Origin of the sequence: Arthrobacter sp. EPSL27, from assembly GCF_001512305.1 — a bacterium.
GTDB lineage: Bacteria > Actinomycetota > Actinomycetes > Actinomycetales > Micrococcaceae > Arthrobacter.
The window spans coordinates 1,294,568-1,307,876 of sequence record NZ_LNUT01000005.1; the positions used below are offsets into that span (position 1 = coordinate 1,294,568).

Sequence of the window (13,309 nt, forward strand, 5' to 3'; positions counted from 1 at the left end):
GGTGGCGCAAGTCACACACCACTCACAGTTACTCAACGAGGAGAAAACCATGCAGGGAAGAAGGATGCTCGCCGTTCTGGGCGCAGCCGCGATGACGGCATTGTCACTGGCTTCATGCTCGAGTGCCTCAGGACAAGGCGGCGGTACCGTCCTCCGCGTTGCCTTCAACCAGGACGCCAACCACCCTCAGGCGAAGGCGCTGCAGGAGATGTCGGATGAACTCAAGGCCCAGACTGACGGCCGGTATTCGCTTCAGCTGTACACGGACGCGACGCTTGGCGACCAGGCCGCCACGATTGAACAGGTGCAGTCCGGCACCATCGACTTCGCCGTCGTCGCCGGCAGCCTGCTTGAAAACTTCGAATCAGACTTCTCCGTGGTCAACCTGCCGTACCTGTATGAATCGCCTGAGCACCAGATGAAGGTCCTTAACGACCCGGCGGTCACGGGGCCGCTCTACGACACGCTGAAGGATGACAACCTCCAGGTGCTCACCGCCTACCACGGCGGCGTCCGCAACGTTTATTCAACCGCCGGCCCGGTCACCAAGCCTGCTGACCTTAATGGCCAGAAAGTCCGCGTCATTGGTTCGGACACCAACGTCCGCATGATGGAGCGGATGGGCGGCGTCGGAACGCCGATGGCGCAGGGCGAGGTTTACACCGCAATCCAGTCCGGCGTGCTTGACGGGGCGGAGAACAACGAGCTCATCTACTCGTCGCTCTCGCACGATGAAATCGCACCCTTTTACTCACGCACTGAGCACCTGATGATGCCCGACTACCTGGTGACAAGCCCGTCCGTGTGGGACCGCATCTCTGAAGAGGACCGCAAGATCTTCGAGAAGCTGTTCTCCACCTCGGTCGACACCGAGCTCAAGCTGTTCGGCACCGCCGTCGACGAAGCGGTCACCGCCGCCGAGAAGGCCGGCGCGAAGTTCAGCGACGCCGATGTCACGGCTTTCCGTGAGGCCGCGCTCCCGCTGCATAAAGACCTGGTCAAGTCCGATCTCGCAAAGAAGGTTTACGACGCGATCGAGGCGGCTCGCGGCTGATGACCCGAATGAACATGACTACGGCCCGGGCGCGCCTGGACGGCACGCTCCGCGCGATCTGCGTCGCCCTGTCTGCGCTGCTGGTGCTGCTGGTTACCTGGCAGGTCTTTACCCGGCTGGTCCTAGGGGCGCCCAGCGCATGGTCCGAGGAGGCCGCCCGGCAAACCTTCGTGTGGGTAAGCCTGATCGGAATCGCCATCGCCGTCGGCGAGAAGGCCGACGTCATCATGGACTTCCTGGTGGCGAAGCTGCCCGTGCCGCTTCAGCGCATCACCGACATCATCGCGTACCTCACGACGCTCGCGTTCGTGCTGTACGTCATGGTGTACGGCGGGATCCAGCAGTCCATGCTTGCGTGGGGGCAGCGGAATCCGCTGCTGCCCCTCACGCAGGGTCAGCTTTACCTGGCCCTGCCCATTTCGGGTGTGCTGCTGACCATTTACCTGATCATCCACATCGTCGGTACCTTCTCGAGCCGCTACGCCGGCCACGTGGAAAACGACGAGGACCTTGAGGCGGCAGCACTGTGATTGATCCCGGCACCATCAGCTTTATCCTCATCGGCGGCCTCGCGCTGCTGCTCGCAGTCGGCGCTCCCGTTTCCATCGCCATCGGGCTTCCGTCCGCCCTGTGCATGCTGCTCATCGTGGACTTCCAGCGCGGCGCCATCACCGCCGCACAGCAGATGATCGGCGGCACCAACTCGTTCGCCCTGCTCGCCATCCCGTTCTTCGTTCTCGCCGGCGTCATCATGAACAACGGCGGCATTGCCGAGCGGCTGATCAACCTCGCGCGGGTGCTCGTGGGCCGCACGCCGGCGCCGCTGGTGCAAACGAACGTGATAGCGAACGCGATCTTCGGCTCTGTGTCCGGTTCCGCCGTCGCCAGCGCCGCCGCGGTTGGTTCCACCATGGCTCCGATGCAGCGCCGGGCGGGCTATGACCGCGCCTTCAGCGCAGCGGCAAACATCGCCTCGGCCCCGGCCGGCATGCTGATCCCACCGAGCAATACGCTGATCGTCTACTCGCTCGCCGCCGGCGGCACGTCGCTTGGCGCGTTGTTCGTCGCCGGGTACGTCCCGGGCATCCTGTGGGCCCTGGCCTGTGCCGCCGTCGGCTTCGGCTACGCTCGGCGGCACCCCGAACTGCGGGGCGAGCCCTGGCCCAAGTTCTCGGTCTTTCTGGTCACACTCGGCCGAGCGGTACCATCGCTGGGCCTCATTATTGTGGCGATCGGCGGTATTGTCGCCGGTTTCTTCACGCCGACGGAGGGTTCCGCCGTCGCCGTCATCTATTCACTGCTCCTCTCTTTCTTCTACCGCACCATTTCGTTCAAAGACCTACCGAAGGTCCTGTTCGACGCCACACGCACCAGCGCGATCGTCATCTTCCTGATTGCGGTGTCGACGATCATGTCCTACGTCATGACCTATGCACGCCTGCCGCAGCTGATCGCCGATTCACTGTTTGGGTGGACCGATTCGAAGGTTGTTGTGCTGCTGATCATGATGCTGGTGCTGCTCTTGATCGGCATTCCGCTCGACCCCACGCCGGCGATCCTGATTTTCACGCCAATCTTCCTGCCCATCGCAGTCTCCTACGGCATCGACCCGGTGCACTTCGGCATCGTGATGGTCTTCAACCTCTCGATTGCGGTGATCTCCCCGCCGTCCGCGCCCGTATTGTTCGTCGGAACCCAGGTCGCGAAGGTCAAACTGGAACCCGTGATCGTCAAACTGGTGCCGTTCCTTGTGGTGCTCATCGCGCTGCTGTTCGTCATCGTTTTCGTCCCCCAGCTTTCCCTGTGGCTACCCGGCCTCATGGGTCTGCTCTAACCCCTTCTGAAGGAACACCATGACCGCCGTCTACGGCCCCACATCCCCCGAGCAGATCCCAGGCGCCACCCAGCAACAGTTGCGCGACCGCTACCTCATCGAGGATCTATTCGTTCCCGGCAGCGTACGAACCGTTGTTACTCACTACGATCGGGTGGTGGCGGTTGGCGCCGTGCCGACCCATGCTCCCCTCGGGCTCGAGACCGTGCCGGAAATTCGCAGTGAGCAGTTCCTCGATCATCGCGAGATCGGGATTGTCAACATAGGAGCGGCGGGTGCCGTCCACGCAGACGGTGAGCGCCATGCCATGCCCACCGGCGCGTGCCTGTACCTGGGCCGCGGGGTGAAGGACGTGGTGTTCGAGTCGGACGACGCCGGGACCCCCGCCCGCTTCTACGGCTTCTCGGCCCCGGCGCACGCCACCTACCCGACGGCGCTGGTCGCACCCGGGCAGGGCACCGTCCGCGAGCTCGGGGATCCGCTGACCTCTAATCGCAGGACCATTAACCAGTACATTCACGAAGACGGCGTGCGCAGCTGCCAGGTGGTCATGGGCGTCACGCAGCTCCACCCCGGCAGCATGTGGAACACGATGCCGGCGCACACTCACGACCGCCGGACAGAGTTCTACGTCTACTTCGATGTACCCGAGGAGGCCCGCGTCGTTCACCTCATGGGGGAGCCGTCCGAAACCCGTCATATGCTTGTTGGCGACGGGGGTCTGGTGCTCTCACCGTCTTGGTCGATCCATTCCGGCGTTGGGACCTCTAACTACTCGTTCGTGTGGGCGATGGCCGGGGAGAACCAGGCCTTCGACGACATGGATGGCGTCGCGATTGCTGAAGTGAGATGAGATGATGCGGGTCATGACCAGGGAACCCACGGAGCTCGATACGAGCCCGGCGCCGTCGATGGGCGCGAGTGAGAAGACATTGCGGGTGCTGGAAGCCGCAATCCTCTACGACCGCTTCACCGACATCGTCGAGGAGACCCGGCTGCCGAAGGCGACGGTGCACCGCATTCTCGCGACGCTGGCCGAGTTGAAGTTCCTGGCCGGCGATAGCGATCGCGGCTACCACCCCGGCTCCCGTCTTCTCGGCATTGCCGGCAAGGCCATCTCCCGGCTCGACATCTCCTTCATCGCCGAACCCATCGTCGAGAAGCTCGTCCGCGAAGTAAACTGCACGGTTCACGTCGGCGTCGCCAACGATTTCGAGATGGTCTACGTCATCCGCAAAGACTCATCAAAGCCCTACAGGATGGCTTCGCGCGTAGGGCTGGCCATGCCGATGCACTGCTCGGGCATGGGCAAGGCGGTCATCGCGAGCTGGACGCCCGAGCAGGTGGACCGGCTGATATCCGAGGTCGGTCTGCCGGCCCGCACCGATAAGACCATCACGGATCCTGAACAGCTGCGCACAGAGCTGGCCACCGTGCGTCAACGCGGTTACGCGCTCGATCTCGGCGAGAACGAGCGCGGTACGGTGTGCGTCTCAACTCCGATCCGGGACCACCTCGGCCGGGTAATGTATGGCCTGTCGATCTCATCGCTTGAGCTTGAGTACCCCGGCTCCACGATTGAGCAGTTTGCGCCGCAGGCAATCGCCGCCGCGGAGGAGATCTCTCGAGCCCTGGGGTCCCCGGTGGGCCGCGCCGGCGCCTAGTGCCGTAGGGGCAAATGCGTTAACAACGGTCCTAGCGGACTGGCGGCGGCCGGTCACCGGCAGTGATGCCCGGTGACCGGCTGCTTCGATTTCGCGGCCGTGGCGGGCCACGTGACCTCACGTCATACAACGCGACGGCCGCCGGATACGGGCAGGCCACGTCCTACCCTTGACTGGTGACTTTGACTCAGATCCGCACCGCCGCCGCAGGCTCCCTCGCCGCCGCCGGTCTCCTGTTCGCCCTCGCCGCCTGTTCCGCACCGGCCGCAACCCAGCCCACCGCCTCCGCGCCGGCTTCATCGAGTGCCGCCACCGAGTCCAGCGCCGCCGCCGGCCCCTGCGCCGGGGTGAAGGTCATCGTCGACTCGGGCGCCCTGAAGCAGGCCGCCGCCGACACATCCGTCTGCGTGGACGTGGACGGGCCCACCCCCGCCGCCAAGGTGCTGGACGAGGCCAAAGTGAAAACCGACGGCACAGCCGAATACCCCACCGAACTGGTGTGCCGGGTGAACGGTGTGCCCGCCGCGGACCTCGACATCACCCACCAGGGCGGCACGTACCGGGAAGACTGCAGCAAGATGCCGGCCGCTTTCGCTTACTGGTCGCTCTGGGTCAAGCCGGCCGCCGGCGACTGGGCCTACGCGCAGGAGGGCCTGGCCACCCTGCAGGTGGGCCCGGGCGAGAGCCTTGAACTGCTCTACACCGTCGACGGCGCTCCGGCTGCGCCCGCAGCGTGACCTTCCGGCCCGCGCCGTTACGCGCCGCGGCGGCCCTCGCCGCCGTGTTCATCGCTGCGCGGGTCATGTACCGCATCCTCTTCAATGGGGCCGCCACCGGCGCCCCGGTTTTGCTCGACCTGCCGGCGTTCCGGCTGCCCGCCCCATACGCCCATGTGGTCCTCCTCGGCCCGGTCACGGCGCCCGGACTGTGGGCTGCGGTGCTGTCCGCCCTGCCCATCGCCGGGATGTTCCTGGCGTTCGGGCTGCTCAACGCATGGGTGGACGTGTCCCGTGGCTTCGTTTATCTGGCCCGCCGCGGCCCCGCGCAGGGCATCGCCCGGATGCTCGTGGTGGCCTGGGCCGCGCTTCCCGCGCTGTCCGACGCCGTCACCTCCGTCCGGCTGGCGTTCCGGCTGCGGGGCGAACGCTTCGGACCCCGCGTCCTGGTGCCCGTGCTGGAGCGCACCCTTGAGCACGCCGGCCGGGTGGCCGCGGCCCTGGAGCTGCGCGGCTTCGGCAGCCGGGCGGCGCACCAACCCGGCCAGGGTATCGGCGCCCCGGTCCTCATCCGCGACGCCCAGTTCCGCATCGGCGGCACCCGGATCCGCGTCCCCGGGTTCACACCGCCCCGCGGGTCACTCACAGTCATCACCGGGCCCACCGGCTCCGGCAAGTCCACCATCCTGCGGGGCATCGCGGGCCTCCTCTCGCACGTGGACGGCGGCGATATCTCCGGCACGGTGCTCGTCGCCGGGACGGACCGCGTCGCCACGCCGCCGCGCGACACCGCCGGCCTCATCGGCGTCGTCCTGCAGAACCCCCGCGCCGCCTTCGCCACCACCCGGGTCCGGGACGAAATCGGGCTTGCCCTGGAGCTGCGCGGTACGGCGCCCGCTGCTGCCAGGGCCCGGGTGCTCGACGTCGCCGAGCGGGTCGGGGTGTCCGCCCTGCTGGACCGGAACATCAGCACCCTCTCCGCAGGTGAGGCGACGCTCGTGGCCATTGCCGCCGCGGTGGTGGAGCACCCGGCCCTGCTCCTGGTGGACGAGCCTCTGGCCGACCTGGACACCGCCGCCCGGACCCGCGTCATCGGCGTGCTCACCGCCCTCGCCCGCGACGCGGATGTCTGCGTCGTCGTGGCGGAGCACCGGGCGGACCCGCTGGTCCCCGTTGCCGGCGCCTGGTGGACGCTCGACGGCGGCGCCCTGGTCCCGGGGGCCGCACCGTCCGCGCCGGTCCCTGCTTTTGCGCACTCGACGCCGGCTCCAGATCCTGACCTCGCGCCTGTACTGGCGGCGACGAACCTCGCGGTGCACCGCAAGGGCCGGCCGCTAGTGCGTGACGCCTCACTGACCCTGCAGCGCGGTGAAGTCGTGGCCCTGGTGGGGCCGAACGGCGCCGGGAAGTCGTCCCTCCTGGTGGCGCTCGCGCTCGGTGAAGGAACACACGCAGAAGGAACCCGCGGTAAAGGAACGGAGAACGGCGGAACGGTCGACGGCGGCCGGGTGGCCCTCGTGCCGGACGCGTCGGACGACCTCTTCACCCGGGACACCATTGCGGCGGAGCTCCGCGCGGCAGACCGGCGTCGGGTACGGGGCAAGGACGGCGGCCAGCCAGCGCCCGGGTCGGCAGCGGCGCGCCTGGCGCGGCTGCGCGGGGACGTCCGGATGCCCATGGGGCACGAGCATCCCCGGGACCTCTCGGCCGGGGAACGCCGGATCCTGGCCATCGCCCTGCAGACCGCGGATGACCCGCAGGTGCTCCTGATCGACGAGCCCACCCGCGGTCTCGATCCGGCGGCGCGCGCAGCGGTCGCGGCGGCGCTGCGGGCCGCTGCGGAGGACGGCGCGGCGGTGCTGATCGCCACCCACGACCTCGATTTTGCCCGCAGCCTGGGTGCCCGGATCCTCCCGATGCGCGACGGCGTCGCCCCCGCCTCCGGGCCGGACGCCGCCCCGGCGGAAGCCAGCGCTGCTGTCCCCGCCGCACCGCCGTTCACACCACTTTCGGTTCGGGCCTCTGCACTCGCCGAGCGCCACCCGTCGGTTCCGGCCGCCACAGGAATCCCCCGCCTCCGGATGCCGCGGGGCGCCGAGCTCGTGGTCCTCGCAGCCGCAAACGTCCTGGCCTTTGCCGCCTTCTGCTGGCCGCTGCTCGCCGCGGCGCTCCCCACGGATGCCGCGGCGGCGCTCCCCTACGCGGCGCTGGCCATGGCGCCCGTGGCCGCGGTTGCCGTCGTGCTGTCCATGGACGGCTCGGTCCGTTCGGCGCACACGGTGGCGCTGCTCGGCGTCCTGGCAGCCGTCGGGTCGGCGGTGCGGGTGGCGAGCACCGGCGTCGGGGGCGTGGAGGCGGTTTTTATCCTGCTGATCCTGGCCGGGCGCGCCTTCGGTGCGCGCTTCGGTCTGCTCCTGGGCGCCGCCACGATTGCCCTCTCCAGCGCCGTGTGGGGCGGGATCGGGCCGTGGACGCCGTTCCAGATTTTCGCCTGCGCGTGGGTGGGCGCCGGGGCCGGGCTGCTCCCCCGCCGGGTGCGAGGCAAGGCCGAGCTGTGGATGCTGTGCGGCTACGGCGCCGTGGCGTCCTACCTGTTCGGCCTGCTGACCAACCTGTGGTTCTGGCCCTTCGCGGTGGGGACGGGCACCGGCATCTCCTACGTGCCCGGCGCGCCGCTGGCCACCAATCTCAGCAGCTTCCTGCTCTACTCGCTTCTGACGTCGACGGCGGGCTGGGACACCCTGCGTGCCGTCACCACCATCATCGGCATCGCTGTGGTGGGACGGGCCATTCTCGCCGCCCTCCGGCGGGTCAAGCCGGTCTCCGCCGTCGGAAGCTCCGGCGGCTCCGGCGGGCAGGCCGCGGAGGCCCACCCCGTCCCCGACCCATCAGTTCAGGACCGGGACCGGCAGCTGCTCACACCTTGAAGTACTTCGCTTCCGGGTGGTGGAACACGAACGCATCGGTGGACTGCTCGGGGTGCAGCATCAGCTCGTCGCTCAGGACCACGCCAATCCGCTCGGGCTTCAGCAGTTCCGTCACCTTGCGGCGGTCCTCCATGTCCGGGCACGCGGGGTAGCCCAGCGAGAACCGCGCACCGCGGTAGTCCAGCTTGAAGTACCCTGCCGTGTCCTTCGGCTCCTCGGCCCCGAAGCCCAGCTCCTTGCGGATCCGCGCATGCCAGAACTCGGCGAGGGCCTCGGTCAGCTGCATCACCAGGCCGTTGAGCTCGTAGTAGTCGCGGTACTGGTTGGCGGCGAACATCTTGGACGTGAACTCCTCGATCTTCGAGCCGGCGGTGACCAGCTGCACCGGTAGGACGTCCACCTGCCCCGACTCGCGGGACTTCACGAAGTCGGCCAGGCACAGGTGCCGGTCGCGGCGCTGCCGCGGGAAGTCGAACCGCAGCCGGTCGGTGCCGACCGGGCCGCCGGATCCGCCGTCGGGGGCCAGCAGGCCTGCGGTGCCCAGGACGCCGTCGTGGTCCTCCCCGTGGTGCAGCACCACCACCTGTTCCCCTTCGGAGACCACCGGGAAGTAGCCGTACGCCACGGAGGCGTCCAGCATGCCCTCGGCCAGGATGCGGTCCAGCCAGTACCGCAGCCGCGGCCGGCCCTCGCGTTCCACCAGTTCCTCGTAGGAGGCGCCGTCCTCGCCGCGCCCCGGCTTGAGCCCCCACTGGCCCATGAACGTGGCGCGCTCGTCGAGGAAGGCGGCGTAGTCGTGGAGCGAGACGCCGCGCACAATGCGCGTGCCCCAGAACGGCGGGGCGGGCACGGGATTGTCGGCGGCGACGTCGGACCGGCCGGGCATGGCCTCCGGCTCGGTGACCGTGAACTTCGCGCCGCCCTTGTGGAGGCGCTTCTTCAGGGCCGGCAGGCCGACGTCGTCCGGGGACGCACCGCGGGCAACGCGGACCAGCGGTTCCATGAGGGCCAGGCCCTCGAAGGCGTCTTTGGCGTACCGGACCACGCCGTCAAACTGCTCTGCCAGGTCCTGCTCCACGTAGGCACGGGTCAGGGCCGCGCCGCCGAGGATGACAGGCCATTTCTTCGCCAGGCCGCGGGACTGCAGCTCGGCCAGGTTTTCCTTCATCACCACCGTGGATTTCACCAGCAGCCCGGACATGCCGATCACGTCCGCGTTGTGTTCCTCCGCGGCGGCCATGATCTCGGCGATGCCCTGCTTGATGCCGATATTGACCACTTTGTAGCCGTTGTTGGTGAGGATGATGTCCACCAGGTTCTTGCCGATGTCATGCACGTCCCCGCGCACCGTGGCGATCACCATGGTGCCCTTGCCGGAGGAGTCGGATTTCTCCATGTGCGGCTCCAGCAGGGCGACGGCGTTCTTCATCACCTCGGCGGACTGCAGCACGAACGGCAGCTGCATCTCGCCGGCGCCGAAGCGCTCGCCCACCACCTTCATGCCCTCGAGCAGGTGGTCGTTGATGATGCCGAGCGGGGTCATGCCCTCGCTGCGCGCCAGGTCCAGGTCCTCTTCCAGGCCCTTGCCCTCGCCGTCGATGATCCGCCGCTCCAGGCGGGCGCCCGTGGGCAGCGCCGCGAGTTCGGCGGCGCGCTGGTCCTTCAGCGCGGCGGTGTCGACGCCGGCGAACATGTCCAGCATGATGGCCAGCGGATCGTACGTGGTGTTGCCGTCGGCGTCGTAGTCGCGGCGGTCCCAGACGAGGTCCAGGGCGACCTTGCGCTGCTCCTCCGGCAGGGACGCGAGCGGCACGATCTTCGCGGCGTCGATGATGCCGCTGGAGAGGCCCGCCTCCACGGCCTCGTGCAGGAACACCGAGTTCAGGACGATGCGCGCGGCCGGGTTCAGGCCGAAGGACACGTTGGAGACGCCGAGCGTGGTGTGGATGCCGGGATACTTCGCGGTGATCTGGCGGATGGCCTCGATGGTCTCGATGCCGTCGCGGCGGGTCTCCTCCTGGCCGGTGGCGATGGGGAAGGTGAGGGCGTCCACAATGATGTCCTCGACGCGCATGCCCCATTCGCCCACCAGGGCATCGATGAGGCGGGAGGCGATGTCCACCTTGCCCTCGGTGGTGCGGGCCTGGCCCTGCTCGTCGATGGTCAGCGCGATCACGGCGGTGCCGTGCTCCTTCACCAGCGGCATGATGCGCGCGAAGCGGCTGTCCGGGCCGTCGCCGTCCTCGTAGTTGACGGAGTTGACCACCGGGCGGCCGCCGATGAGCTCGAGCCCGGCCTGCAGCACGGGAGGCTCGGTGGAGTCGATCACCAGCGGGAGGGTGGAGGCCGACGCGAACCGCGAGACCACTTCCTTGATGTCCGCGACGCCGTCGCGCCCCACGTAGTCGATGCAGACGTCCAGCAGGTGCGCTCCGACGCGGATCTGCTCGCGGGCGATGTCCACGCAGTCGTCCCAGCGCTCCTCGAGCATGGCCTGGCGGAACGCCTTGGACCCGTTCGCGTTGGTGCGCTCACCGATCGCCAGGTACGCGGACTCCTGGTCGAAATTCACGTGCTGGTAGAGGGAGGCGATACCGGCCTCGCGTTCGGTGGGGACGCGGGCCGGCGTTCCCACGTCGGTGACCACAGCTTTGGCACGGAAGGGCGCAAGGCGCTCGACGACGGCGGCCAGGTGCGCCGGCGTCGTACCGCAGCAGCCGCCCACCAGGCCGATGCCGAATTCGCGGACGAACTGTTCGTGCGCGGTGGCGAGTTCCGTGGGGGTCAGCGGGTAGTGCGCTCCGTTGGCGCCGAGGATGGGCAGGCCGGCGTTGGGCATGCAGGCGATGGCAACGGAGGACTGTTTCGAGAGGTGGCGGAGGTGCTCGCTCATCTCGTCCGGGCCGGTGGCGCAGTTCAGGCCGATGGCGTCGACGCCGAGTGGCTCCAGCGCGGTGAGTGCGGCGCCGATTTCGGAGCCCATGAGCATGGTGCCGGTGGTCTCGACGGTCACCTCGACGAAGATGGGCAGGCGGACGCCGCGGGTCACGATGGCCTGCTTGCAGCCGTTGACCGCGGCTTTGGTCTGCAGGAGATCCTGGCTGGTCTCGATGAGGAAGGCGTCCGCTCCCCCGTCGATGAGGCCCCCGGCCTGCAGGGCGAAGGTCTGCTTGAGGTAGTCGTAGCTGGTGTGGCCCAGGCTGGGGAGCTTGGTGCCCGGGCCCATGGAGCCGAGGACCCAGCGTAGGCGGCCGTCTGTTGTTTCGGCCGCCTCGGCGCGGTCGCGGGCGATCCGGGCACCCTTGCGGGCAAGCTCCTCGATCCGGTCATCGATGCCGTAGTCGGACAGGTTGGACCAGTTGGCGCCGAAGGTGTTGGTTTCCACGGCGTCGATGCCCACGGCAAAGTAGGCATCGTGGATGTCCCCGATGACGTCCGGGCGGGTGTCGTTGAGGATCTCGTTGCAGCCCTCCAGGTTCTGGAAGTCGGCCTCGAGCGACAGTTCCCGGTCCTGCAGCATGGTCCCCATGGCCCCGTCGGCAATGACCACCCGCTGGTTCACCGCATCCAGGAGGGCCTGGGCGCGGGCGGGGCGGGGAACGGAGTCAATATCAAGCGCAAAACGAGGCATTTGACCAGCCTACGGGCGGGGGCCTCTGCGGTGCGCTGTGTTTCGTCTGTACTACGGCGGGCGGATTCTGAAAGCGGCGTTCGAAGCTCCAGGGCTGCGGCTCGCTGACTAACTGGTTCTACGGGGTGGCTCTTCTGCCGATTCGGTAGCCGGCCCAGAACGCCAAAACGAGCAGCCCGGCGATGGCCACTGCCAGGCCGATCTGCGTCCCTTGACTTACAAAAGCGATGCCGGTGCCGGTAAAGACCTCATTGCTCAGTGGGGCGTAGGCAAACCAGCCCATCGTCTCAGTGTTCGCGTTGCTCCACGCGACGAAGCACCCCACAAACACCGCGACAAGTCCCACCACAGGCAGGATGGCAGCAGAGAGCCGTGCCCGCCTTGGTCTTTTGCGTTCCCCGGATGTGTCGTCGTCCCCCATGCCGGGGAGTCTAGCGGGGTTTCCTGAACCCGGCTGCCGAGGCCCCGGAACAGGTTTTACATTCCGGAAACGCAGAAGTCTTTCCGCAAGCGAAATTGCAGAGTATGTTTAACGCAATCCTACTTGCAGAGTGATCTGCGTTACAGAAATGGTTCCCCGTGAACAGCAATGCCGCCCCCGACGATGTCCGTACCGGAGACTTCAGCGAGCGACCGGTCGGATCCCACGCCTGGGTCGGAGACGCCCTGCCGGACCTTCCGCTGACCAAAGCCCAGAGCCGGGTGGTGGAGGTCATCACCCGCAACCCGCAGCTCTCTTCCTACGCGGACATCGCCGAGATCGCCCAGCGCGCCGACGTGAACAGTTCCTCCGTGGTCCGCACAGCGCAGCACCTCGGGTACAGAGGCTGGCCGGATCTGCAGCGCGAACTGCGTTCCCGGTACCTGGTGATGATCTCCACCGAGGACACCCTCACGGTGCACGGTGAAACGCGCAGCCCGCTCCACGAGGCCATCACCCACGACATCGACAACCTCCGCCTGACACTGGATTCCAACACCCCTGAGGAAGCCGAGGCGGCGATCTCCGCACTGGCAGCAGCCAAGTCCATCACTGTCGTCGGCATCGGCTCCTTCGCCGGTCCTGCCGGCGTCATGGCGCATCTGGGCTCCACCATGGGCTATCCCATCACCTTGGAGAACCGCGCCGGCCCCCATCTTGCGTCGAGCACCAACAGCCTGGGACCCGGAGACGTCATGGTGGTCATCAACATGTGGCGCTCGGTGAAGCAGATCATCGTCGCGGCCGAGGCCGCCAAGCAAGCGGGCGCCACCGTAATCGCCATCAGCGACCTGCGCCGCGGCCGCCTGGCCACCGCAGCAGACCACCTCCTGGTGGTGGCGTCCGAAGGCATCTCCTTCTTCCAGTCCGTCACCGCCGCGAACTCCCTCGTCTACGGTCTGCTGGCCGGCATGGAAGCCGCCCACCCGGAGCGAAGCCGGGCCACCATCCGCCGCACCCAGCAGCTCTGGAAAGACCTCGACATCTACCTCGACTAACTGC

10 protein-coding genes are annotated in these 13,309 nt (G+C 67.8%); 8 read left to right on the forward strand and 2 right to left on the reverse strand.

What is annotated here, in order from left to right; genetic code table 11:
* Window positions 1-49: 49 nt before the first annotated feature.
* The 7 genes from AR539_RS16945 to AR539_RS16975 all read left to right on the forward strand — a co-directional run bounded on the left by AR539_RS16945 (window position 50) and on the right by AR539_RS16975 (window position 8,195).
* The gene (locus AR539_RS16945) at window positions 50-1,054 is read left to right on the forward strand and encodes a TRAP transporter substrate-binding protein (protein ID WP_082699420.1); all 1,005 of its coding nucleotides are present in this window, start codon (window positions 50-52) and stop codon (window positions 1,052-1,054) included.
* An 8-nt stretch (window positions 1,055-1,062) separates the two neighbouring features.
* Window positions 1,063-1,584 (forward strand): TRAP transporter small permease, encoded by a 522-nt coding sequence (locus AR539_RS16950; protein WP_197410658.1) that lies wholly within the window; start codon window positions 1,063-1,065, stop codon window positions 1,582-1,584.
* Complete coding sequence (locus AR539_RS16955; protein ID WP_066439467.1) at window positions 1,581-2,888, forward strand: TRAP transporter large permease; 1,308 nt, start codon at window positions 1,581-1,583, stop codon at window positions 2,886-2,888. Before AR539_RS16950 ends, AR539_RS16955 begins: the two co-directional genes overlap by 4 nt.
* A 19-nt stretch (window positions 2,889-2,907) precedes the next feature.
* Window positions 2,908-3,741, forward strand: a complete 834-nt coding sequence (kduI, locus tag AR539_RS16960) for a 5-dehydro-4-deoxy-D-glucuronate isomerase (RefSeq protein ID WP_066439469.1) — start codon at window positions 2,908-2,910, stop codon at window positions 3,739-3,741.
* Between the two features lie 13 nt (window positions 3,742-3,754).
* Complete coding sequence (locus AR539_RS16965; RefSeq protein WP_197410659.1) at window positions 3,755-4,552, forward strand: IclR family transcriptional regulator; 798 nt, start codon at window positions 3,755-3,757, stop codon at window positions 4,550-4,552.
* A gap of 176 nt (window positions 4,553-4,728) precedes the next feature.
* A complete protein-coding gene (locus AR539_RS16970; protein ID WP_066439477.1) occupies window positions 4,729-5,289 on the forward strand; it encodes a hypothetical protein in 561 nt (186 codons plus the stop codon).
* Complete coding sequence (locus AR539_RS16975) at window positions 5,286-8,195, forward strand: ATP-binding cassette domain-containing protein (RefSeq protein WP_066439479.1); 2,910 nt, start codon at window positions 5,286-5,288, stop codon at window positions 8,193-8,195. The genes AR539_RS16970 and AR539_RS16975 overlap by 4 nt, the downstream gene beginning before the upstream one ends.
* Here AR539_RS16975 and metH read toward each other — a convergent pair.
* A complete protein-coding gene (metH, locus tag AR539_RS16980) occupies window positions 8,185-11,826 on the reverse strand; it encodes a methionine synthase (protein WP_066439481.1) in 3,642 nt (1,213 codons plus the stop codon). The two genes, AR539_RS16975 and metH, sit on opposite strands and share 11 nt — an antisense overlap.
* A gap of 118 nt (window positions 11,827-11,944) precedes the next feature.
* Entirely contained in the window at window positions 11,945-12,247 is a 303-nt protein-coding gene (locus AR539_RS16985) for a hypothetical protein (protein ID WP_066439482.1), read from the reverse strand.
* Window positions 12,248-12,405: 158 nt separating this feature from the next.
* On the opposite strand from AR539_RS16985, the gene AR539_RS16990 reads away from it, so the two are divergent.
* Window positions 12,406-13,305: a MurR/RpiR family transcriptional regulator gene (locus AR539_RS16990; RefSeq protein ID WP_066439483.1), complete on the forward strand. Its 900-nt coding sequence runs from the start codon at window positions 12,406-12,408 to the stop codon at window positions 13,303-13,305.
* Window positions 13,306-13,309: the final 4 nt, after the last annotated feature.